We start from the raw sequence: 21,026 nt of genomic DNA on the forward strand, positions 1-21,026 counted from the left end.
GTCACGGCACTAACTCCACTCCGACTGGCGCTGCCACGTCAGCAGGTTGTCCAGGACCTCGCCGGACCACCCGCGGGTGTCCAGCTCGGCGTGCGAGGCGTAGCGGCCGCGGTAGAACAGCAGCGGCTGCGCCTCGCGCACCGGTCCGAGCTCCACCACCGCGCCGACGACCATGTGGTGGTCACCGGCGTCGTGCACCACCGACACCTCGCAGTCGACCCACGTCAGCGCGCCGTCGAGCACCGGTGCGCCGGTCGGGGACGGGGTCCACGAGATGCCGGCGAACTTGTCCGCACCCGCGCGGCCGAACACCGTGGAGATCTCCCGCTGGTCCTCCGCCAGCACGTTCACGCAGAACGAGCCGGACGACGCCATCGCCGCCCAGCTCCGCGAGGTCCGTTGTGGACAGAAGACGACCAGCGGCGGGTCCAGCGACAGCGCCGCGAACGCCTGGCAGGCGAACCCGACCGGGCCGTCGGCGGACATGCCGGTCACCACCGTCACCCCGGTGCAGAAGTGCCCGAGCACGGAGCGGTAGCGGGCTCCTGCCTCTGACCGCATTACTTCTGGAAGCCCACGCTGAAGTCGTGTCCCCACAGGCTCACCGCCGTGCTCTCGCGTGCGATCCAGTCCTCATCGGACACCTGCCGTCCCTCGCAACCGAACTCGACGTCGAACCCGCCGGGCGTCTTCATGTAGAACGACAACATCAGGTCGTTGACGTGCCGGCCCAGCGTGGCCGACATCGGCACCTTGCGCCGCAGCGCGCGGTCGAGCGTCAGGCCCACGTCGTCGGTGTTCTCGACCTCGACCATCAGGTGCACGATGCCGCTCGGCGTCGGCATCGGCAGGAACGCGAGGCTGTGGTGGCGCGGGTTGCAGCCGAAGAACCGCAGCCACGCGGGCGGTCCGTCGGCGGGCCTGCCGACGAACTGCGGGGGCAGGCGCATCGAGTCGCGCAGCCGGAAGCCCAGCACGTCGCGGTAGAAGTGCAGGGCGGCCTCGTCGTCCGAAGTGGACAGCACGACGTGCCCGAGGCCCTGCTCCTCCGTCACGAACCGGTGCCCGTACGGGGACACGACCCGCCGGTGCTCCAAAGCCGCGCCGTGGAAGACCTCCAGCGTGTTGCCGGACGGGTCCTCGAACCGGATCAGTCCGTTCACCCGCCGTTCCGCCAGGTCCTCCGCGGTGCCCTCGACGTAGGCGACCCCGGCCGAGGCAAGGCGTTTCGCGACCTCCTCCAGTTCCGCCTCGGTCGCGGCCTCCCAGCCGGAGGCCTGCAGCCGGTCGGTGTCGCCCGGCACGATCACCAGTCGGGCCGGGAAGTCGTCCATCCGCAGGTACAACGCGCCGGGCGTCGTCCCCTTGCCCTCGACCATGCCGAGGATCTTCAGCGCGAACTCGCGCCACCGGTCCATGTCGGTGGCCTCGATCCGCAGGTACCCCAGCGACCGGATTCCCATCACGCCTCCGTCAGGAAGTCGAGGGCGAGCCTGTTGAACTCGTCGAACTTCTCCAGCTGCGCCCAGTGCCCGCACCCGCCGAACACGTGCAGCTGTGCGCGCGGGATCAGCTTCGTGGCGAGCAACGCGCCGTCGAGCGGGTTCACGCGGTCCTCGCGGCCCCACACCAGCAACACCCGTTGGCGCAACCGATAAGCCTCGCGCCAGAGCATGCCCTGCTCGAAGTCCGGGCCGGAGAACGACTTGCCCAGCGCGGCCATCGCCCGCAACGACTCCGGCTGCCGCGCCGCCTCGAACCGTTCGTCGATCAGCTCCTCGGTGATCAGCGACTGGTCGAACACCATGATCCGCAGGAACTCCTCGATCTTCTCCCGCGTGGGGGTCCGCGCGAACGCGCTGAGCTTGCGCACGCCCTCGGTCGGGTCGGGCGAGAAGACGTTGAGCGACAACCCTCCCGGCCCCATCAGGACCAACCGGCCGGCTCGTTTCCCGAAGTCGAGAGCGAACCGGACCGCCGTGCCACCGCCCAGGGAGTTGCCCAGGATGTGCGCCTGCTCGACCCCCAACGAGTCCAGCAGGTCTTTCAACGCCCTGGCGGCGAAGGAGAAGTACTGGTCGTGCTCGGCGGGCTTGTCCGACTGGCCGTAGCCCGGCATGTCGACGGCGAGCACCCGGAACGACTTCGCGAACACCGGGACGTTCGCGCGGAAGTTCGACATCGCCGACGCGCCCGGCCCGCCGCCGTGCAGCATGACCAGCGTCTCGGCATTGTCGGCACCGGCTTCGTGGTAGTGCAGTCGTACGCTCACCAAAGCCCCCTCAGAACAGCCCGTCGCGGACCTGGATGCCGAGCTCGTTCTTGCCGTACAGCACGAGCACGCGCTCCGGGTCGTTGCCCGCGTGCACCCGTGCGGCGTGCGCGTCGCGCCAGAAGCGGGGCAACGGCAGTCCGGCGTTGATCGCCTTGCCGCCCGCGCTCTCGAAGAGCAGGTCGATCGCGGCGAGCGCCCGCCCGCTGCCGAGCACCTGGTCGCGCCGGGCCCGCAGGCGCAGGTCGAGCGGGATCCTCGTCTCCGCCACGGCGTGCGCCCACTCCTCGCTGATGTCCTTCTCGAGCGTCCACCACGCCACGTCGATGTCGGCCGCCGCCGTCGCGATCCGCACCTGCGCGAACGGGTCGTCGATCGACTTCTCGCCGAGGTACGCCGCCCGGACGCGTTCCCGGGTCGCGTCGACGTGCAGCGCGTACGCCCCGGTCGCCATGCCGATGATCGGCGCCGTCACCGCGTACGGGTGGATCGTGCCGTACGGCATGCGGAACAACGGCCCGGGGTTGACCTCCTGGCCGGGGCACTTGCAGCGCGCGGTGTGCTGCATGCTCAGCGCCCGGTGCTCCGGCACGAACACGTCGTCCACCACGATGTCGTTGCTGCCCGTGCCGCGCAGGCCGACCGTGTCCCACACGTCGTTGATCGTGTAGTCGGAGATCGGCAGCAGGAACGTGCGGAAGTCGACCGGCTTGCCCTCGTCGTTCATCACGAGACCGCCGAGCAGCACCCACGTCGCGTGGTCGCAGCCCGACGAGAAGCTCCACTTGCCGCTGAACCGGAACCCGCCCTCCACCGCCGTGGCACGGCCGGTCGGCGCGTAGGAGGACGAGATCCGCGTGTCCTGGTCCTCACCGAAGACCTCGGCCTGCGCCCGGTCGTCGAACAGCCCGACGTGCCACGGGTGCACGCCCAGCACCGACGCGACCCAGCCCGTCGACCCGCACGCGCTGCCGATCATCCGCACGGCGCGGTAGAAGTCGAGCGGGTGCGACTCGTGGCCGCCGTAGCGCGCGGGCTGCAGCATCCGGAAGAACCCGGCCTCCTGCAACGCCTTCACCGACTCCGGCGGCACCCGGCGCAGCTCCTCCGCCTCGGCCGCGCGGTCGGCGAGCGCGGGCAGCAGTTCCCGCACCTTGCCGAGGATTTCCTCGCTCATCGGACTTTCTCCCTGCTCAGCTCCAGTGCGATGTCGATCAGCTGGTCCTCCTGGCCGCCGACGAGCTTGCGCTCACCCGCGCGGACGAGGATCTGCGCGCCGGACACGCCGTAGCGTTGTGCCTGCGTGTAAGCGTGTTTGAGGAAGCTGGAGTAGACGCCCGCGTACCCCATCATCAGCGCCATCCGGTCGAGCAGGCACTCCTCGGGCATGACGGGCCGGACGACGTCCTCGGCCGCGTCCACGATCTTGAAGAAGTCGACGCCGGTCTCGAAACCGAGCTTGTCGCACACGCCGACGAACGCCTCGAGGGGCGTGTTCCCCGCGCCCGCACCGAACCCGCGCACGCTGCCGTCGATCTGGCGCGCGCCGGCCCGTGCCGCGGCGACGGAGTTCGCGACGCTCAGGCCGAGGTTCTCGTGCCCGTGGAAGCCGACCTCGGCGTCCGAGCCGAGTTCCGCGACCAGCGCCTCCACCCGCTCGGAGACCTGTTCCAGCACGAGGGCTCCGGCCGAGTCGACGACGTAGACGCACTGGCAGCCCGCGTCGGCCATGATCCGCGCCTGCTTCGCCAACGCCTCCGGCGGTTGGGAGTGCGCCATCATCAGGAATCCGACGGTCTCCAGGCCGCGTTCGCGAGCCAATGCGAAGTGCTGCACGGAGACGTCGGCCTCGGTGCAGTGCGTGGCGATCCGGACGATCGAGGCGCCGTTGTCCTGCGACACCAGGATGTCGTCCTTCACCCCGACGCCCGGCAGCATCAGCACGGCGATCTTGGCCTGCTGGGCCGTCTCCACCGCGACCTTGATCAGCTCCTGCTCGGGGGTGTGGCTGAAGCCGTAGTTGAACGACGACCCGCCCAGCCCGTCGCCGTGCGTCACCTCGATCACCGGCACCCCGGCGCCGTCCAGGGCCGCGACGATCGAGCGCACGTCCTCGGCCGTGAACTGGTGCCGCTTGTGGTGCGAGCCGTCACGCAGTGACGTGTCGGTCAATCTGAGCTGCACGGGCGATCTCCTCCCCCACCTTGGTCGCGGCGGCCGTCATGATGTCGAGGTTCCCGGCGTACTCCGGCAGGAAGTCGCCCGCGCCCGCGACCTCCACGAAGATCGCGACCCGGCCCGCGTCGTACTGCGGTTCGCGCAGCAGCCGGAATCCCGGGACGTACGACCGGATGTCGGTCTCCATCCGCGCGATCGAGTCCGTGATCGGGTCCGGATCGGTGTCCTCGGGGATCGCGCAGAAGATCGTGTCGCGCATGATCATCGGCGGGTCGGCCGGGTTCAGCACGATGATCGCCTTGCCCCGTTCGGCACCCCCGATCGCCTCGATGCCGCGACTGGTGGTGCGGGTGAACTCGTCGATGTTGGCCCGCGTGCCCGGCCCCGCCGACACCGAGGCGACGCTCGCGACGATCTCCGCGTACGACACCGGCACGACCCGCGACACGGCGTGCACCATGGGGATCGTGGCCTGGCCACCGCAGGTGATCAGGTTGATGTTGGGGGCGTCCCGGTGCTCGCCGAGGTTCACCGGCGGCACGACGTACGGGCCGACCGCGGCGGGGGTCAGGTCGACCGCCCGGATGCCCGCCTCGGCGTAGCGCGGGGCGTTCGCCCGGTGCACCGCCGCGGACGTCGCCTCGAAGACGATGTCCGGCAGCTCGTCCTGGCGGAGCAACCACTCCGCGCCGTCGACCGACACCTCGAGCCCCCGGTCGGCCGCGCGCCGCAGGCCCTCGCTGGTCGGGTCGATGCCCACCATCCAGCGCGGTTCCAGCGCGTCCGAGCGCAGGAGCTTGTAGAGCAGGTCGGTGCCGATGTTGCCGGAGCCGACGATGGCCGCCTTCACCCAGTCACCCCTATTCGAACTTCAGGTCAACGGATCCGAGTCCGGTGAACTCGGCGTGGAACTCGTCGCCGGGCCTCGCGTCGATGGCGCGCGTGCACGACCCGGGCAGCACGATGTCGCCCGCGAGCAGCCGGACGCCGAAGCTCGCGACCTTCTGCGCGAGCCACGCCACCGCGATCGCCGGATCGCCCAGCACGGCGTCACCGCGTCCTTCCGCGACCACCTCGCCGTTGCGCCGCAACGTGGCCGCCACCGCGCCGATGTCCAGTTCGGACGGACGCACGCGCTCGGAGCCGAGCATGAACCCGGCCGACGACGCGTTGTCCGCGATGGTGTCCTGCAGCCCGATCCGCCAGTTCTCGATCCGGCTGTCGATCAGCTCGATGGCCGGCGCGACGAACTCCGTCGCGTCCAGCACGTCCTCGATCGTGCAGCCCTCGCCGGGCAGGTCGCGGGCCAGCAGGAACGCGATCTCCACCTCGACCCGCGGGTAGAGGTAGGCCGAGGCGTCCGCGGTGCCCGCGAGCTGCATGTCGTCGAGGAGGTGGCCGTAGTCGGGTTCGTCGACGCCCATCATCTGCTGCATCGCGAGCGAGGAGAGCCCGACCTTGTGGCCGATGACGTCCCGGTTGCGGTGGCGGACGTTGAGCAGCTGGATCTCGTAGGCGTCCACCACGTCGATCTCGGGGTACAGCTCCACCAGCGGCCTGATCGGCACGCGGTCGCGTTCGGCCGCGCGCAGCAGCTCCGCGGCGGCCTCCCTGTTCTGGGTCGTCAGCACCTGGCCTCCTTCACCACGTTCTGTCCCGCACGCCGGCCCGAGAAGACGCAGTCGGCGAGCGCCAGGCCGCTGACGTAGGACTCCGAGCACACCCCGACCGCCGACCGGCCCGCCGCGTACAGACCCGGAACCCCCTGCACCTGACCGGTGTCCTCGTCCACGACGAGTCCGCCGAGCGTGAGCATCGGGCACGGGTAGCCGAACCCCGCGCGCACCGACACGTCGATCAACGAGTAGGGCGGTGTGCCGACCGCCTCCGGCACACCGATCCCGGCCTTCGCGGCCACAGCCTCGATCGTCGGCGCGGTGACGAGGCCGCGGCCGAGCAGGTAGCGGACCTGCCAGCGCTGGAACGGCGCGGTCTGGGTCTTCACCTGCGCCTTCGCCACCTGGAGGATCTCGTCGTCGATCAGCAGCCACGCCTTGCCGCCGCGCGCGACGATCTCACTCCCGTTGGCCGCGCCGTAGAGCTTCGCGTCACCGAACCGCCGCCCGGCCGAGTCGACCAGGACCCCGCGCTGCAACGCGCTGGGCGGCGTGACGAACCGCCACACCGAGATCTTGTCCATGCGCGCGGTCTTCCCACCGGCGGCGACGCCGAGCCGGATGCCCGCGCCGTCGTCGCCGGGCGTGCCGAGCGCGAGGCCGCCGCGATGGGCCGGGGCGTGCTCGTGCACCAGCGCCCGGTCCGCGATGAAACCGCCGGCCGCGATGACCACGCCCTGCCCAGCGGTGATCACCAGCGGCCGGCCGAACCGTTCGAGCCGTGCGGCCAGCCCGAACAGCCTCCTGCCCAAAGGCGGGTAGTAGAGCCACGGTTTGGCGCCCGCCCTGGACAAAGCGCGGTGGAGCAGTCGCGGCAGGCCGGTGAGCGTGCGGCACCGCACGCCGGTGACGCGGCCGTTCTCCTGGACCAGTTCCAAGGCTCGGGTCTGCGGCATGACCCGCACGCCCGCGCGCCGGGTCGCCTGGGCCAGGCGACTGAAGAACTCCCTGCCCGACGTGCCCTTCGCCCTGGTCCGGTGCCCGCGTGGCGCCGGGTCGGGCCAGGCGTCCTCGCTGCCGGAGAGGTAGAGGTAGTAGTCGTCGGTCGGGTACGAGGTCTTGAACGGCGCGACCCGCGCGTCGAACGGCACGCCGAGGTGTTCCAGCCAGGCCAGCATCGACGCGCTGTCGTCGCAGAACCGTCGCAGCGTGGCGGGCGAGACCGCGTCCCGGACCTCGTGCTGGAGGTAGGCGTACATCGCGTCGACCGAGTCGGCGACCCCGGCCTCGACCTGCTGCCGCGTCCCGCCACCCGCGTAGACCACGCCGCCGGACAACGCGGTCGCACCGCCACCGCCGAACCGGTCCAGCACCACCACGGACGCACCGGACGCCGCAGCCTCGACGGCGGCGCACGCGCCGGCCGCGCCGAAGCCGACGACGACCACGTCAGCGGTGACTTCCACGCAACCCTCCAGAAACAGGTTCTTGGTGAGTCGACTTGCCTGGAACTCCTACACCATAGCGCCAAACCGCCTCAGAACTATAACCTGTTCTAGTCTGAGCTCCGGGGAGGTGCGATGTACGACGTGATCGTCGTCGGCAGCGGCGCGGCGGGTATGACAGCCGCGCTCTGCACCGCTCGACACGGCTTGAAGACCCTGATCGTCGAGAAGGCCGAGCACTACGGCGGCTCCACCGCGCGGTCGGGCGGCGGCATCTGGGTGCCGAACAACGCCGTGGTCGCCGCCAACGGCGTGCCCGACTCGCCGCAGCGGGCGAGCGAGTACCTGGCGCACATCGCCCCCGAGGTCCCGGCCGACCTGCGGCAGGCGTTCCTCGACGGAGGACCCGCGATGCTCGCGTTCGTCGTGGCGAACACGCCGCTGAGGTTCCGCTGGGTCCGCGAGTACGCCGACTACTACCCGGAGGCGCCCGGCGGCCAGCCGCGCGGCCGTTCGGTCGAGCCGCTGCCGTTCAACACGAAACTGCTCGGCGCGGAGATCGCCGACCTCGAACCGCCGTACGTGCCGACGCCGGCCGGCATCGTGATCACCCAGACCGACTACCGGTGGCTGACGCTGATCGGGCGGCACCCGCGCGGCATCGTCACCGCCGCCAAGGTCTTCGCCCGCCGGTTCCTGCCGGGCCGCCGCCTCACCATGGGCCAGGCCCTGTCGGCCGGGCTCAGGGCAGGGCTCAAGGAGCTGGACGTCGAGATCAGGCTCGGCACCGCCATGACCGACCTGCACTTCGAGAACGGCCGGGTGGCCGGGATCCTCGTCGGCGAGAAGATCCTCTCCGCGAGGCACGTCGTGCTGGCAGCGGGCGGGTTCGAGCACAACGAGCAGCTGCGCAAACAACACCAGAACATCGGTACCGAGTGGACGGTCGGCGCGAAGGCCAACACCGGCGACGGCATCGAGGCCGGGCAACGGGCCGGAGCGGCCGTCGGTCTGATGGACGACGCCTGGTGGGGACCGTCGGTGCCGCTGCCGCGCGGCCCGTACTTCCTGCTCGCCGAACGGTCGCTGCCCGGTTGCGTGCTGGTCGACCGGACCGGTCGCCGGTTCGTGAACGAGGCCGCTCCCTACATCGACGTGGTCAACGCGATGACCGGCGACACCTGGCTCGTGTTCGACCAGTCCTACCGCGGCCGCTACCCGTTCTGCGGCATCCCGCCGCGCCGCCCGCTCCCCCGGCGCTGGAAAGAATCCGTGCTCACCGCGCCGACTCTCGAAGAGCTCGCGCAGGCCGCGGACCTTCCCGAGCTCGTGGACACCGTGCGGCGGTTCAACACCTTGGCCGTCGACGGCAGGGACACCGACTTCCACCGCGGTGACAGCGCCTACGACCGCTACTACGGCGATCCGCGCACCAAGCCCAACCCCAACCTCGCGCCGCTGACCACCGGCCCGTTCTACGCGGTCCGGATCGTGCCCGGCGACCTCGGCACCAAGGGCGGCCTGCGCACCGACACCCGGGCGCGCGTGCTGCGCGAGGACGGGTCGGTGATCGACGGCCTGTACGCGGCGGGCAACACCAGCGCCCAGGTCATGGGCCACACCTACGCGGGCGCGGGCGCCACCCTCGGACCGGCGATGACGTTCGGGTACCTCGCCGGCCTCGACATCTCTGGAGGAGAGCGATGACGCAGGACGGTGTGCGGACGATCGACGCGGGCGCGCCGCCGGCCCGGTTCGCGCGCGGCTGGCACTGCCTCGGCCTCGCGAGCCACTTCCGCGACGGCAAACCCCACGCCGTCGAGGCGTTCGGCACGAAGCTCGTGGTGTTCGCGACCGACGACGGCAAGATTAACGTGCTGGACGGGTACTGCCGGCACATGGGTGGCGACCTCACCCAGGGCACGGTCAAGGGCAACACCATCGCCTGCCCGTTCCACGACTGGCGCTGGGCGGGCAACGGCCGCTGCGTCGACATCCCTTATGCCAAGCGGGTTCCGCTGCGGGCGCGCACGCGGTCGTGGATCACGTTGGAGGAGAACAAGCAGCTCTTCGTGTGGAACGACCCGCAGGGCAACCCACCGCCCGAGCACGTCACGATCCCGCGCATCGAGTCGGCGTTCAGCGACGAGTGGAGCAACTGGACCTGGGACTCCGTCGTGATCGACGGCGCGAACTGCCGCGAGATCATCGACAACGTCGTCGACATGGCCCACTTCTTCTACATCCACTTCGCGTTCCCGACGTACTTCAAGAACGTGATGGAGGGCCACGTCGCCTCGCAGTACCTGACCACCCGCGGCCGTCCGGACGTGGCGATGGGGTCGAACTACACCGGAGACGTCGAGGTGCGCTCGGAGGCGGCGTACTACGGGCCGTCGTACATGATCGACTACCTGTGGAACGACTACAAGGGACTGGAGATCGAGACGGTCCTGATCAACTGCCACTACCCGATCTCGCCGACGTCGTTCAAGCTCCAGTGGGGCGCGATCGTGAAGAAGCTGCCGGGCGTGGACGACGTGCACGCGGACAAGATCGCGGCGAAGTTCGCGCGTGGCATCGGCGTCGGGTTCCTGCAGGACGTGGAGATCTGGCAGAACAAGTCGCGCGTCGACAACCCGTTGCTGTGCGAGGAGGACGGGCCGGTCTACCAGCTGCGGCGCTGGTACGAGCAGTTCTACGTGGACGTCGAGGACGTCAGCGACGACATGGTGCGGCGCTTCGAGTTCGAGGTCGACACGAGCCGGGCGATCGAGGTCTGGGAGAAGGAGGTCGCCGAGAACCTCGCCCGTCAGGAGCAGGCGACGTGAGCGAGCGCGACGAGTTCCTGGTCGGGGGCATGGTTCCGGTGGGCTGCGACTGCGGGAACCGGGTGCTGGTCAAGAAGAACAGCCCGCAGCACACGTCGGTGCAGTGGCTTTCGGACACGCGCGACTGCCCCGAGCTGTGCGGTGCGCGGGCCGCGCTGGTGCCGACGTGCCTGCGGTTGCGCGACAGCATCGAGAAGGCCGTGCGCGAGGGGTTCCTGGAGGTCGCCGATGGCTGAGGTGCACCGGCTGCGGGTCGAGGCCGTGGTCGAGGAGACCGCCGACGCGCGCTCGTTCGTGCTGTCGGGTGCCTCGTTCTCCCCGCGGCCGGGCCAGTTCCTGACCGTGCGGGCGGGCGAGGTGGCCCGCTGCTACTCGCTGTCGAGCGCACCGGGCGAGCCGCTGAAGATCACCGTCAAGCGCACGCCTGACGGGTACGGGTCGCGCTGGATGTGCTCCGAGCTGCGCGCGGGCATGGAGCTCGACGTGCTGGCCCCGGCCGGGGTGTTCACGCCCTCGTCGCTCGACGGCACGCTGCTCGCGTTCGCCGCGGGCAGCGGGATCACACCGGTCATGTCGATCATCCGGGCCGTGCTGACGGGTGGCTCCGGGAGGGTGTTCCTGTTCTACGCCAACCGGGACGAGTCGTCGGTGATCTTCGCGGCCGAGCTGGCCGAGCTGGCCCGCGCGCACCCGGACCGGCTGACCGTCGTGCACTGGCTGGAGTCGGTGCAGGGCCTGCCGCACGGGCTGCGGGCGTTCGTCCGTCCGTGCGACGAGGCGTTCGTGTGCGGGCCGGCGCCGTTCATGGAGGCGGCGCGCCAGGCGTTGCACGACGTTCCGGTCGTGCACGTCGAGAAGTTCGTGTCGCTGTCGAGTGATCCGTTCTCCTCGGTCGAGCCGCTGGTCGACGACCGGCCCGACGCCGTGGTCGAGGTGGAGCTGGACGGTGAGCGGCACCGGTTCCCGTGGCCCGCCCGGACGAAGCTGCTGGACCTGTTGCTGGACAACGGCCTCGACGCGCCGTACTCGTGCCGCGAGGGCGCGTGCAGCGCGTGCGCCTGCCGGCTGGTCGAGGGCGAGGTGAAGATGCTGAACAACGACGTGCTCGACTCCGAGGACATCGCCGAGGGCATCGTGCTGGCGTGCCAGTCGGTCCCGGTCACCGACACCGTGAAGATCAGCTACGAGTGAGGGGCGCCTGATGCCGATCGATCCCGCCGTCGCCGTCGGGGCGGAGCTGCCCGAGGTGAAGTTCTCCTGGGCCGAGTCCGACGTGCTGCTCTACCACCTGGCGCTGGGCGCGACGGAGCTCCGCTACGTCTACGAGCGGGGGTTGCGGGTGCTGCCCACGTTCGGTGTGGTCGCGCCGCGCTTCCACGAGACGGCCGCGCCGGTGGTGTCGTTCCCCGGCGTCGACATCGACCTCGCGCGGGTGCTGCACGGCACGCAGGAGATCACCGTGCCAGCGCCGCTGCCGGCGTCGGGCGAGGCCGTGCTGCGGACGCGGATCTCCGATGTGTGGGACAAGGGCAAGGCCGCGGTGATCGTGCAGGAGGCGACGGCGTTCACCCCCGGCGGCGACGCGCTGTTCACGACCCGGTCGAGCATCTTCGCCCGCGGCGAGGGCGGGTTCGGCGGGGATCGCGGACCGTCCGGCAGGGTCGAGGTGCCGGACCGCGAGCCGGACCACGTGATCGAGACCCCGACCCTGCCGCAGCAGGCCTACCTGTACCGGCTCTGCGGCGACCGCAACCCGCTGCACGCCGACCCGGAGTTCGCCGCCGCGGCCGGGTTCGACGCGCCGATCCTGCACGGGCTGTGCACGTACGGCGTGGTGTGCAGGGCGGTGGTCGACGCGGTGCTCGACGGGCCGGAGCAGGTGAGGTCGTTCGGGGTGAAGTTCGCGGGCGTGGTCTTCCCCGGCGAGACGCTGACGACCAGGGTGTGGCGGGACGGTCCGCGGCTCGTCGTGACGACGTCCGCCGGGGACCGCCCCGTGCTGACCGACGCGCTGCTAACCCTGGCCGAGGACTAGGCCGCTGGTCGGGACGCCGGTGCCGGCGGTGACCAGGACGTGCTGGACGTCCGCGACCTGGTTCACCGCCGTGCCGCGGATCTGCCGGACGCCTTCGGCGATGCCGTTCATGCCGTGCAGGTAGGCCTCGCCGAGCTGGCCGCCGTGCGGGTTGAGCGGCAGTGCGCCGTCCAGCTCGAGCGCACCGGACGCGACGAAGTCCTTGGCCTCTCCCCTGCCGCAGAAGCCCAGCTCCTCCAGCTGCACCAGGACGAACGGCGTGAAGTGGTCGTAGAGCACGGCGACGTCCACATCGGACGGACCGATCCCCGACCTCTCCCACAGACCCCGCGCCACCACGCCCATCTCGGGCAGACGGGTCAGGTCGTCGCGGTAGTAGCTCGTCATCGTGAACTGGTCGGCGCCGCTGCCCTGGGTCGCCGCCCGCACGTGCGCGGCCTTGTTCGGCAGGTCTCGCGCGCGCTCGGCCGACGTGACCACGAGCGCCACCCCGCCGTCGCTCTCCTGGCAGCAGTCCAGCAGCCGCAGCGGTTCGGCGATCCAGCGCGACGCCTGGTGGTCGTCCAGCGTGATCGGCCGGCCGTGGAACCAGGCGTGCGGGTTGGTGGCGGCGTGCTTGCGGTCGATCACCGCGATCCGGCCGAAGTCCTCGGACGTCGCCCCGTACTCGTGCATGTACCGGCGGGCGAACATGGCGACCATCGCCGCCGGGGTGCCCAGCCCCATCGGGTACGACCAGCTGTTGTCGATGTTGGCGGCCGCCGCCGTCTGCACCTGCCCGAACCGGTGTCCCGACCGCTCGTTGAACGCCCGGTAGCAGACCACGACCTTCGCCGCGCCGGTCTCGACGGCCATCGCGGCCTGCTGGACCGTGGCGCACGCGGCTCCACCGCCGTAGTGGACGCGGCTGAAGAACGTCAGCTCCGGGATGCCGAGCTCGCGCGCGACGGCGATCTCGGCGTTGGTGTCCATGGTGAAGCTGACCAGTCCGTCCACATCGGACGGGTCCAGGCCGGCGTCCGCGAGTCCGGCCCGGACGGCCTCGGCGGCGAGCTGGAGCTCGCTGCGGCCGGAGTCCTTGGAGAAGTCGGTCGCGCCGATCCCGACGATCGCGGCGTTCACGCGGGCACCTCGATCCGCACGGTTCCGGTGACGTGGTCGCCGTGGTCGGTGCGGCCGACGACCTCGATGGTCAGGTCCTGCTCCTCGCGCCCGACGACCTGGCCGAAGAACTTCAGCGTGTCGTAGGCGAAGCAGGGTGCGCCGAGTTTGATGTTCACCTGGCGCACCAGGACTTCCGGGCCCGCCCAGTCCGTGACGTAGCGCTGCACGAGTCCGGTGGTGGTGAGGATGTTGATGAAGATGTCCTTCGACCCGCGCTGGACCGCCAGGTCGCGGTCGTGGTGGACGTCCTGGAAGTCGCGGGTGGCCAGCGCGGTGCTGATCACGAACGTCGGGGTGGCCTCGACGTGCCACTCGGGCAGGGAATCACCGATCCGCACGGGGCCTCCAGCTCGGCATGGTCAGCTCGTCGTCGACCTTGGTGAACACGACCTCGACGCGCTGCCCGATGGCGGGCTCCCCGTCGAACTCGCCCAGCATCCGCACGCCCTCGTCGAGTTCGACGAGGGCGATGACGAACGGGGTCCGCTTGCCCGGCACCTGCGGGTGGTGGTGCACGACGTAGCTGTAGATCACGCCGTGGCCGTCCGAGACCAGGTAGGTCGGTTTGGTGGCACCGCACTCCGGGCACATCGGGCCCGGCGGGTGGCGCAGGAGCCCGCACCCGCCGCACCGCTGGATGCGCAGCTCGCCCTGCCGGGTGCCCTCCCAGAAGTACTCGGTGTCGCGGTTGACGGACGGGCGAATGGCTTGGAGCGCCTTCGGCTCCTCGGGCTTCGGTTCGGGCCTGGCGGCGGGCTTGAACTTCAGCACCCGGAACCGCATCTCGGCGACGGCCTCGTCCCCGACCCACCACGTGCTGCGGGTCGTCACGAACCAGCCCTCGCCCAGGCCCGTCCGCTTCGGCCCGGTGACGTCCTCCAGGCTCGTCGTCACCGATAGCTGCTCGCCGACCTTCAAGTACCGGTGGTAGGTCTGGTCACTGTTCGTCGCGACCACCGAGGTGTACCCGGCCTCGTCGAGGACGGTCATCATCTGCCCGAGCGGGTCGTCGAGCGTGCGCTGGCCGTGCAGCCCGGCCATCGTCCACACCTGCACCATCGCGGGCGGCGCGACGCCGTCGTAGCCGGGGTGCCGGTCGCCGATGGCCTCCAGCCAGTTGTTGATCATCGGCTGGTTGACCGGGTCCCGTGCCAGCCGCGGTGCGCACTCGCCCTGTTCGGCGATGCGCGCTGCCTCCTTCTCGATGTCGGTCATCGCACCACCCGTGGCAGTCCCAGTCCGATGTTGGCGATCAGTTCGCGCTGGATCTCCTGCACCCCGCCGCCGAACGTCAGCACGAGGTTGCGCCGCGCCTGGACGTCGAGCCAGCGCACCAGCTCCCCGTCCGCGCCGTGGCGGCCGACCAGCTCCTCCAGCAGGCGGCCGACGCGCTGGGTCCGGTCGGCCGCGAACACCTTGGTGGCGCTCGCGTCCGCGACCTCCAGTTCGCCGCTCGCGACCTGCCAGTTCAGCAGCTCGTTCACGCGGTGCACGGCACGTGCCTCGGCGAGCGCCCGCCGGACGTCCGGTTCGCCGAGCAGCTCCCGCTCCGCCGCCCAGCCGTGCACGCGCTCGATCAACGCCCCGATGCGGCCGGACGGGCCGAGCATGACGCGCTCGTGGTTGAGCTGCGTGGTGATGAGGCGCCAGCCCTTGTTCTCCTCGCCGACGCGGCGGTTCTCCGGCACCCGGACGTCGTTGTAGTAGGTGGCGTTGACGTGGTGCGCGCCGTCGCACGTGATGATCGGCGTCCACGAGTAGCCGGGATCGGTGGTGTCGGCGATGAGGATCGTGATGCCCTTGTGCCGCGAGTCCGGCGCACCGGTCCGGCAGGCGAGCCACACGTAGTCGGCGTCGTGACCACCGGTCGTGAAGATCTTCTGGCCGTTGACGACGTAGTGGTCCCCGTCGAGGACTGCCTTGGTGCGCAACGCGGCCAGGTCCGTGCCGGCCTCGGGTTCGGTGTACCCGATGGCGAAGTGCAGGTCGCCGCTGAGGATCTTCGGCAGGAAGAAGTCCTTCTGCTCCTGTGTGCCGTAGGTCTGCAGCGTGGGGCCGACGGTCTGCAGCGTCACGTACGGCAGCGGCACGTCCGCGCGGGCCGCCTCGTTGACGAAGATCTGCTGCTCGACCGGCCCGAAGCCGAGTCCGCCGTACTCCCGCGGCCAGCCGACGCCGAGCCGTCCGTCGCGGCCGAGGCGCTTCACGAGCTCGCGGTACGTCGCGCCGTGCCGTTCGGTGAGCATCGCCTCGCGTTCGGCGTCGGACATGACGGTCGCGAAGTACTCGCGGAGCTCGTCGCGCAACGCGCGCTGCTCCGCGGTGAGGTCAATGAACATCGATGGCCCCCAAGCGGTGCTCCACTCCGCCGACGAACCGCGTCAGCTCCTTGGCCGCGCCGTAGTAGCGGTGCATCGGGTAGGTGATGTCGAGCCCGAGGCCGCCGTGCAGGTGGTGGCAGGTGTGCACGGCCGGCAGGGCCTCCGCCGCGAGCCAGTACGCGGCGGTGTCGAGGTCGGCGTCGTCGAGGCTCCACGCGGCGGTCAGCGCGGCCAGGTGCAGCGTGCGGGAGGCGATGTAGACGTCCGCGACGAGGCAGGCCGCGGTCTGGAAGGTGGCCAGCGGCTTGCCGAACTGGTGGCGGGTGGCGACGTGCTGCACGGTGAGGTCGAGGGCTCCGGCCAGGACGCCGTCCGCCACCGCGCACGCGCCGACGAGCGCGAACCGGCGGAGGTCGTCGGCCGCGCCCTCCAGCAGCTCGCCGCAAGCACCCTCCAGCCGGACCGTCCCGTCCACAATGGACACACCTGGTTGAGCCGGGTCGACGACGAACACACCCGCGTCCGTGCTGACCAGGATCCGTCGCGCCTCGGCCGCGAACGGCACGTTGATCTTCACGCCGGTGATGCCGTCCGGTCCCGCCGTCGTCGCCGGTCTGGCGGGCAGCGGGTGCGACGGTTCGCTCAACGCCGCGGTCAGCACGCCGTGCTGCTCGGTCACCAACGGCAGCAACGCGTCCTGCTGCTCGTCGGTGCCGTGGCGGGCGATCGGCAGCACCCCCAGCGCGAGCGTGGCCAGCGCCGGCACGTCCACCGCCCGCCGGCCGACCTCGGTGAGCAGCACGGCCGTCTCCAGCACGCCGAGCCCGTCACCGCCGAGCCGTTCCGGAACGGCCAGGGCCAGCAGTCCCGCCTCCCCCAACGCCTTCCACGGGGTGTCGCTCTCCCTGCCCAGCACGTCGGCCGCCAACCGGGCGATCTCCTGCTGGGTCTCGTCGAGCTGGAAATCCATCTAGGGCTCCCTCGGTAAGCCGAGAATCCGCTCGCCTGCCAGGTTCATCAACACCTGCGTCGTCCCGCCCGCGATGCTCAGGCAGCGGCTCAGCAGGAACTCGTACACCTCCGCGCCGTCGGCGGCACCGTCCGGCCCGAGCAGCTCGACCGCGAACTCCGCGACGTCCTGCCGCTGCCGCACGCCGACGAGCTTGCGCACGCTCGACTCCGCACCCGGCCCCTGCCCGCTCAGCACCCGCAGGCTCGCCCGCAGGTCCAGCAGCGACACCGCCAAACCCTGCGCCACCAGCGCACCCAGCCGTTCGGCGTGCTCGGCAGCGGCCGGTGACCTCAGCACCTGTTCGAGGGGTTCGCCCAGGGCCGAGCCCATCGCGACGCGTTCGTTGGCGAGGGTCGTGCGGGCGAGCCGCCAGCCGTCGTTCACCTCGCCGACCACGCAGTCGTCCGGCACGAACACCTCGTCGAGGAAGACCTCGTTGAACCGCGCGTCGCCGGTGATCTCGCGCAACGGCCGCACGTCCACGCCGGCCGACCGCATGTCGACCAGGAAGTACGTGATCCCCTTGTGTTTCGGGACGCCGAAGTCCGTGCGGGCCAGGCAGATCGCCCAGTCGGCCTGGTGCGCGAGCGACGTCCACACCTTCTGCCCGGTCAGCTGCCAGCCGCCCTCGACGCGGTCGGCCCTGGTGCGCAACGACGCCAGGTCCGAGCCCGCCTCGGGTTCGCTGAACAGCTGGCACCAGGTCAGCTCACCGCTCAGCGTCGGCGGCACGAACCGCGCCTGCTGCTCGGGGGTCCCGTGGCGCAGGATCGTCGGGCCGGCCCAGCCGCCGATGACCAGGTCCGGACGGCGGACCCCGGCGCGGGCGAACTCGCTGTCGATGACCAGCTGCCGCGCCTGGCCGGCGTCCTGCCCGTACGGCCTCGGCCAGTGCGGCGCCAGGAAACCGCTGTCCGCCAGCCGTTCCCGCTGCCCCGCGGGGTCGAGCCCGGCGATCTCCTCGGCGAACGCCGCCACCTCGGGATCGCGTTCGACGTCCAGCGAGTACGAGCGGCGGGACCCGGCCAGCGCGAGCTCCGCCACCCGCCGACGCCAGAAGGCCACGCCGCCCGCGAGTTGTTGCAGCGCCACCGCCCGGCGCAGGTAGCGGTGCGCGTCGTGCTCCCAGGTGAAGCCGATGCCGCCGAGCACCTGGATGCAGTCCTTGGCGTTGCGCACCGCCGCGTCGAACGCCACCGCACCCGCGACCGCCGCCGCCAACGGGTCTTCACCACCGGTTCGCGCCGCGTCCCACGCGACCGACGAGGCCTGCTCCGCCCGGCACAGCATCTCGACGCAGAGGTGTTTCACCGCCTGGAAGGACCCGATGACGCGCCCGAACTGCAAGCGCTGCTTCGCGTACTCCACAGCGGTGTTCAGACACCACGCCGCGACCCCGCTCGCCTCCGCGGCCATCAGCGTCACGGCGAGGTCGGTCGGGTCGGCGACGGCGTCACCGGGCGCGTCGACGACGACCGAGGCCAGCGAACGTGAGTGGTCCACGGCTTCCAGCGGTGTCACCGTGACCTGCCCGGCGGGCACGAGCATCCAGTTGTCCGCTCTGAGCAACATGTGCGTCGCTTCGGCCGCGCCCACCACGTGACCGGCACTGAAACCGAACCCCGCGACCCCCTCGAAGTCCGGGAACAGCACCGACACCAGGGCCGTGGGCAGCAACGGCCCGGGAACCAGGTTCTCGGCGGCCCGCTCCAGCATCACCGCGAGATCGGCGACCGTGCCGCCCTCCCGCGTCACCTCGAAGAACCCGACCTTGACGAGATCGGCCCACTCACCCTTGGCGGCGTCCACGCTGTCGCGCAGCGCGCGCTGTTCCCCGGTCGTGGCGATCGGCATGCGGCCTCCTCACAGGACGTGAAGAAGTTTATAGAACGTGTTCTATTTCGAGCAACAGATCATGGCTGCGAAACCGATCGAGTATGATGCGGAGGCAGCTGCAACACGTTTCAGGAGGATCATCTCCGTGTCACCTTCGAAGTCGCGCACGGACGCGCTCATGGCGGGCGACGAGCTCAGCTCGGCCGCACAGCGCGAACGTCGCAAGCGGATCGTCGACGCGACCATCGCGCTGGCGTCCAAGGGCGGGTTCGACGCCGTCCAGATGCGCGCGGTGGCGGACCGGGCGGACGTCGCGCTGGGCACGTTGTACCGCTACTTCCCCTCGAAGGTCCACCTGCTGGTGTCGAGCCTCGCCGTGGAGCTGGAGCGCGCCCAGGAGAAGATGGACCGCACCACCGTGCCCGGCGAGTCGCCGTACGAGCGCGTGCTGTTCGTCCTCGGCCGCATCACCCGCGGGCTGCAGCGCAACCCGCACCTCACCGAGGCGATGACGCGCGCGTTCACCTTCGCCGACGCGTCGGCGGGCGCCGAGATCGACCGGGTCTCGCTGCTGATGGAGTCCATGTTCACCAAGGCGATGAGCGACGAGCCGGCCACGGACGAGCAGAAGGCCATCGCCCGCGTGATCAGCGACGTGTGGCTGTCGAACCTGGTCGCCTGGGTCACCCGCCGCGCCACCGCGACCGACGTCGCGAACCGCCTCGAGCTCACGGTCCGCCTGCTGCTCAAGTGAGTCGTCCTGCGGGATGACCCGCGAGTCACTCCGCTGAACGATGCCGGTGCGTCCGGCCGTGACTACCGTCTGTCCTATGAAGACGCTCCTGGTCGTCCTCGCCGTGCTGGGCGTGGTGGGCGGCGGCACCGTGCTGCTGGTGAACCACTTCGGCGGCTGGACGACGTTGACCGGCAAGGCCTGGGCCATCACCTACGAGGTGTCGGCGGAGCCCGCCGAGACGCTCGCGGAGGTCACGTACGCGGAGTCCGCCACCCGGTACCGCAACCAGCGCCCGCAGACCGTGACCACCGAGAAGCCGTTGCCGTGGCAGCTCGAGGTCGTCGTCAACGCCCGGGAGACGGCGAAGGTGTCCGCGACACCCCGCGGCGCTCAGGCGCTGACGTGCCGCATCCTGCTGGACGGGGTGAAGGAGCTCGCGGCGAAGACCGGCAAGCCGGGCGAGACGGTCACCTGCGACGCCGCTCTCGGCGCCTGACCAGCGGCGGCACCACGACCAGCACGACGGCGGCCAGGACCACGTAGACCGCCGGGCGCTCGATCCCGAGCAGGGCGCACACCGCCCCCACCACCACCCCCAGCAGGACCAGGCCGAGCACGATCGACGCTTGCTTCCAGCGTGGCGACACGACGGCCGCTCCCTTCCCCCAGCGCCGGACCCCCAGGTGCCGGCCGCGTGTTCGGGGATCGGCCTGCCCGGCCCCGCCTCAAACCCTGCGGTGGTGGACCTCGTGCCGGCTGCACGTCCCGGGATCTGCCTGCCCAGCTCCTCAAACCCCTGTGGTGGTGGGCCTCGCGCCGGCGGCACGCCGGTCGACCCAGCCTGATCCCCTGTCGTGTCCGGCGACCGGCAACTGTCCTGTTTCTGTCCGAACATTCCCGGTGCCCGCGAGGCACAATCGTCAGCACGAGATCGGGAGTGGTGGCGGTGGCGACGCGGCACATCATCGGCGCGCTCGTGGCGGACTGGGACAGGGTGACCGGTCTGCTCGGCGACGACGGGCGCAGGCAGGTGCGCGAACTGGTGGGCGCCGTGCGGTCCGCCGCCAAGGCCTCCCAGCGCGTGGCCCTCGCGCACGCGCTCACCCGGATCCTCGGCGAACGCCTGCCGCACGACGACCCGGTGTTCGCCGAGGCGGGCCCGCGGCGCACGAGCGCCGAGGAGGTGGCGAGCCTGGACCGCCTGCTGGTCTCGTTGTCGGGCGACCCGCTGCGGTTCGGACGCCCGCGCAGCGCCGAGGAGCGGATCCTGACCCACGACTGGGAGTCGGCGGCGAAGCTGCGCGCGCACGGGCACGTGGTCGACGTGCCCGGGGTGATCCGGCTGCCGCGCGACGACGGCACCGCGGCGGTGCCGCTGTTCCAGTTCGACGAATGCGGCGAGCCGTTGGAGGTCGTGGTGCGGGTGAACCGGGTGTTGCGCGCGCACGACGACCCGTGGGGCGCGGCGGACTGGTGGTTCAGCACGAACGTCTGGCTCGCCGGACCGCCGTTCGACCTCGTCGACCGCCTGCCGGACGACGTGCTGGTGACCGCCGCCGTCGCGGTCGTGGAGGGTTGAC

At 70.9% G+C, this 21,026-nt stretch carries 23 protein-coding genes; 8 read left to right on the plus strand and 15 right to left on the minus strand.

Annotation, left to right across the window (positions count from 1 at the left end; all coding sequences use genetic code 11):
• Nucleotides 1–9: 9 nt before the first annotated feature.
• From hsaB to ABZX02_RS24960, 8 genes are read right to left on the minus strand one after another with little or no spacing between them, the layout of a single operon-like run.
• The gene (gene hsaB, locus ABZX02_RS24925; RefSeq protein WP_355301120.1) at nucleotides 10–561 is read right to left on the minus strand and encodes a 3-hydroxy-9,10-secoandrosta-1,3,5(10)-triene-9,17-dione monooxygenase reductase subunit; all 552 of its coding nucleotides are present in this window, start codon (nucleotides 559–561) and stop codon (nucleotides 10–12) included.
• Complete coding sequence (gene hsaC / locus ABZX02_RS24930; protein ID WP_355301121.1) at nucleotides 561–1,463, minus strand: iron-dependent extradiol dioxygenase HsaC; 903 nt, start codon at nucleotides 1,461–1,463, stop codon at nucleotides 561–563. Before hsaC ends, hsaB begins: the two co-directional genes overlap by 1 nt.
• Nucleotides 1,463–2,272: a 4,5:9,10-diseco-3-hydroxy-5,9,17-trioxoandrosta-1(10),2-diene-4-oate hydrolase gene (gene hsaD / locus ABZX02_RS24935; protein WP_355301123.1), complete on the minus strand. Its 810-nt coding sequence runs from the start codon at nucleotides 2,270–2,272 to the stop codon at nucleotides 1,463–1,465. Before hsaD ends, hsaC begins: the two co-directional genes overlap by 1 nt.
• A 10-nt stretch (nucleotides 2,273–2,282) precedes the next feature.
• Entirely contained in the window at nucleotides 2,283–3,449 is a 1,167-nt protein-coding gene (gene hsaA / locus ABZX02_RS24940; RefSeq protein ID WP_355301125.1) for a 3-hydroxy-9,10-secoandrosta-1,3,5(10)-triene-9,17-dione monooxygenase oxygenase subunit, read from the minus strand.
• Entirely contained in the window at nucleotides 3,446–4,456 is a 1,011-nt protein-coding gene (gene dmpG, locus ABZX02_RS24945) for a 4-hydroxy-2-oxovalerate aldolase (RefSeq protein ID WP_355301126.1), read from the minus strand. The genes hsaA and dmpG overlap by 4 nt, the downstream gene beginning before the upstream one ends.
• The gene (locus tag ABZX02_RS24950) at nucleotides 4,422–5,300 is read right to left on the minus strand and encodes an acetaldehyde dehydrogenase (acetylating) (protein WP_355301128.1); all 879 of its coding nucleotides are present in this window, start codon (nucleotides 5,298–5,300) and stop codon (nucleotides 4,422–4,424) included. Before ABZX02_RS24950 ends, dmpG begins: the two co-directional genes overlap by 35 nt.
• A gap of 10 nt (nucleotides 5,301–5,310) precedes the next feature.
• Nucleotides 5,311–6,081, minus strand: coding sequence for a 2-keto-4-pentenoate hydratase (locus ABZX02_RS24955; protein ID WP_355301130.1), 771 nt, complete (start codon nucleotides 6,079–6,081; stop codon nucleotides 5,311–5,313).
• On the minus strand, nucleotides 6,075–7,532 hold the full coding sequence (locus tag ABZX02_RS24960; protein ID WP_355301132.1) for an FAD-binding protein: 1,458 nt from the start codon (nucleotides 7,530–7,532) through the stop codon (nucleotides 6,075–6,077). The genes ABZX02_RS24955 and ABZX02_RS24960 overlap by 7 nt, the downstream gene beginning before the upstream one ends.
• Before the next feature lie 114 nt (nucleotides 7,533–7,646).
• Between ABZX02_RS24960 and ABZX02_RS24965 the strand changes: the two genes are divergently transcribed.
• Genes ABZX02_RS24965 through ABZX02_RS24985 form a run of 5 tightly spaced genes read left to right on the plus strand, consistent with a single transcriptional unit; the run spans nucleotide 7,647 to nucleotide 12,377 of the window.
• Entirely contained in the window at nucleotides 7,647–9,218 is a 1,572-nt protein-coding gene (locus ABZX02_RS24965) for an FAD-dependent oxidoreductase (protein WP_355301134.1), read from the plus strand.
• A complete protein-coding gene (locus ABZX02_RS24970) occupies nucleotides 9,215–10,342 on the plus strand; it encodes a Rieske 2Fe-2S domain-containing protein (RefSeq protein WP_355301136.1) in 1,128 nt (375 codons plus the stop codon). Before ABZX02_RS24965 ends, ABZX02_RS24970 begins: the two co-directional genes overlap by 4 nt.
• The gene (locus ABZX02_RS24975; RefSeq protein WP_355301138.1) at nucleotides 10,339–10,578 is read left to right on the plus strand and encodes a hypothetical protein; all 240 of its coding nucleotides are present in this window, start codon (nucleotides 10,339–10,341) and stop codon (nucleotides 10,576–10,578) included. The genes ABZX02_RS24970 and ABZX02_RS24975 overlap by 4 nt, the downstream gene beginning before the upstream one ends.
• Complete coding sequence (locus ABZX02_RS24980; protein WP_355301140.1) at nucleotides 10,571–11,533, plus strand: ferredoxin--NADP reductase; 963 nt, start codon at nucleotides 10,571–10,573, stop codon at nucleotides 11,531–11,533. The genes ABZX02_RS24975 and ABZX02_RS24980 overlap by 8 nt, the downstream gene beginning before the upstream one ends.
• A gap of 10 nt (nucleotides 11,534–11,543) precedes the next feature.
• The gene (locus ABZX02_RS24985; protein ID WP_355301142.1) at nucleotides 11,544–12,377 is read left to right on the plus strand and encodes a MaoC/PaaZ C-terminal domain-containing protein; all 834 of its coding nucleotides are present in this window, start codon (nucleotides 11,544–11,546) and stop codon (nucleotides 12,375–12,377) included.
• Here the strand turns inward: ABZX02_RS24985 and ABZX02_RS24990 are convergent.
• From ABZX02_RS24990 to ABZX02_RS25015, 6 genes are read right to left on the minus strand one after another with little or no spacing between them, the layout of a single operon-like run.
• Entirely contained in the window at nucleotides 12,357–13,499 is a 1,143-nt protein-coding gene (locus tag ABZX02_RS24990) for a lipid-transfer protein (RefSeq protein ID WP_355301143.1), read from the minus strand. The genes ABZX02_RS24985 and ABZX02_RS24990 overlap by 21 nt on opposite strands.
• The gene (locus ABZX02_RS24995) at nucleotides 13,496–13,879 is read right to left on the minus strand and encodes a MaoC family dehydratase (protein ID WP_355301145.1); all 384 of its coding nucleotides are present in this window, start codon (nucleotides 13,877–13,879) and stop codon (nucleotides 13,496–13,498) included. Before ABZX02_RS24995 ends, ABZX02_RS24990 begins: the two co-directional genes overlap by 4 nt.
• Nucleotides 13,866–14,756: an OB-fold domain-containing protein gene (locus tag ABZX02_RS25000; RefSeq protein ID WP_355301147.1), complete on the minus strand. Its 891-nt coding sequence runs from the start codon at nucleotides 14,754–14,756 to the stop codon at nucleotides 13,866–13,868. Before ABZX02_RS25000 ends, ABZX02_RS24995 begins: the two co-directional genes overlap by 14 nt.
• Nucleotides 14,753–15,880: an acyl-CoA dehydrogenase family protein gene (locus ABZX02_RS25005; RefSeq protein WP_355301149.1), complete on the minus strand. Its 1,128-nt coding sequence runs from the start codon at nucleotides 15,878–15,880 to the stop codon at nucleotides 14,753–14,755. Before ABZX02_RS25005 ends, ABZX02_RS25000 begins: the two co-directional genes overlap by 4 nt.
• A complete protein-coding gene (locus tag ABZX02_RS25010) occupies nucleotides 15,870–16,832 on the minus strand; it encodes an acyl-CoA dehydrogenase family protein (RefSeq protein ID WP_355301151.1) in 963 nt (320 codons plus the stop codon). The genes ABZX02_RS25005 and ABZX02_RS25010 overlap by 11 nt, the downstream gene beginning before the upstream one ends.
• Complete coding sequence (locus tag ABZX02_RS25015) at nucleotides 16,833–18,728, minus strand: acyl-CoA dehydrogenase family protein (protein WP_355301153.1); 1,896 nt, start codon at nucleotides 18,726–18,728, stop codon at nucleotides 16,833–16,835. It abuts the gene before it with no gap.
• A gap of 160 nt (nucleotides 18,729–18,888) precedes the next feature.
• Here ABZX02_RS25015 and kstR point away from each other — a divergent pair, with 160 nt between their 5' ends.
• Nucleotides 18,889–19,464 carry a cholesterol catabolism transcriptional regulator KstR gene (kstR, locus tag ABZX02_RS25020; protein ID WP_245786411.1) on the plus strand — a complete coding sequence of 192 codons (576 nt, stop codon included), beginning with the start codon at nucleotides 18,889–18,891 and terminating at the stop codon, nucleotides 19,462–19,464.
• A 76-nt stretch (nucleotides 19,465–19,540) separates the two neighbouring features.
• Nucleotides 19,541–19,942 (plus strand): MmpS family transport accessory protein, encoded by a 402-nt coding sequence (locus tag ABZX02_RS25025; protein ID WP_355301155.1) that lies wholly within the window; start codon nucleotides 19,541–19,543, stop codon nucleotides 19,940–19,942.
• Here ABZX02_RS25025 and ABZX02_RS25030 read toward each other — a convergent pair.
• Nucleotides 19,914–20,093 carry a hypothetical protein gene (locus tag ABZX02_RS25030; RefSeq protein ID WP_355301157.1) on the minus strand — a complete coding sequence of 60 codons (180 nt, stop codon included), beginning with the start codon at nucleotides 20,091–20,093 and terminating at the stop codon, nucleotides 19,914–19,916. The genes ABZX02_RS25025 and ABZX02_RS25030 overlap by 29 nt on opposite strands.
• 299 nt (nucleotides 20,094–20,392) lie before the next feature.
• On the opposite strand from ABZX02_RS25030, the gene ABZX02_RS25035 reads away from it, so the two are divergent.
• Nucleotides 20,393–21,025, plus strand: coding sequence for a hypothetical protein (locus tag ABZX02_RS25035; protein WP_355301159.1), 633 nt, complete (start codon nucleotides 20,393–20,395; stop codon nucleotides 21,023–21,025).
• The last annotated feature ends 1 nt before the right edge of the window (nucleotide 21,026 follow it).

It is taken from the genome of Lentzea sp. NPDC003310, from assembly GCF_040610935.1.
Lineage (GTDB): Bacteria > Actinomycetota > Actinomycetes > Mycobacteriales > Pseudonocardiaceae > Lentzea.

Bases quoted from the DNA above. Each gene is read 5' to 3' on its own strand.
- hsaB (WP_355301120.1), bottom strand. From the start codon at position 561: ATGCGGTCAGAGGCAGGAGCCCGCTACCGCTCCGTGCTCGGGCACTTC.
- hsaC (WP_355301121.1), bottom strand. From the start codon at position 1,463: ATGGGAATCCGGTCGCTGGGGTACCTGCGGATCGAGGCCACCGACATG.
- hsaA (WP_355301125.1), bottom strand. From the start codon at position 3,449: ATGAGCGAGGAAATCCTCGGCAAGGTGCGGGAACTGCTGCCCGCGCTC.
- ABZX02_RS24965 (WP_355301134.1), top strand. From the start codon at position 7,647: ATGTACGACGTGATCGTCGTCGGCAGCGGCGCGGCGGGTATGACAGCC.
- ABZX02_RS24970 (WP_355301136.1), top strand. From the start codon at position 9,215: ATGACGCAGGACGGTGTGCGGACGATCGACGCGGGCGCGCCGCCGGCC.
- ABZX02_RS24980 (WP_355301140.1), top strand. From the start codon at position 10,571: ATGGCTGAGGTGCACCGGCTGCGGGTCGAGGCCGTGGTCGAGGAGACC.
- ABZX02_RS24985 (WP_355301142.1), top strand. From the start codon at position 11,544: ATGCCGATCGATCCCGCCGTCGCCGTCGGGGCGGAGCTGCCCGAGGTG.
- ABZX02_RS25000 (WP_355301147.1), bottom strand. From the start codon at position 14,756: ATGACCGACATCGAGAAGGAGGCAGCGCGCATCGCCGAACAGGGCGAG.
- ABZX02_RS25005 (WP_355301149.1), bottom strand. From the start codon at position 15,880: ATGTTCATTGACCTCACCGCGGAGCAGCGCGCGTTGCGCGACGAGCTC.
- ABZX02_RS25010 (WP_355301151.1), bottom strand. From the start codon at position 16,832: ATGGATTTCCAGCTCGACGAGACCCAGCAGGAGATCGCCCGGTTGGCG.
- ABZX02_RS25015 (WP_355301153.1), bottom strand. From the start codon at position 18,728: ATGCCGATCGCCACGACCGGGGAACAGCGCGCGCTGCGCGACAGCGTG.
- kstR (WP_245786411.1), top strand. From the start codon at position 18,889: ATGGCGGGCGACGAGCTCAGCTCGGCCGCACAGCGCGAACGTCGCAAG.
- ABZX02_RS25025 (WP_355301155.1), top strand. From the start codon at position 19,541: ATGAAGACGCTCCTGGTCGTCCTCGCCGTGCTGGGCGTGGTGGGCGGC.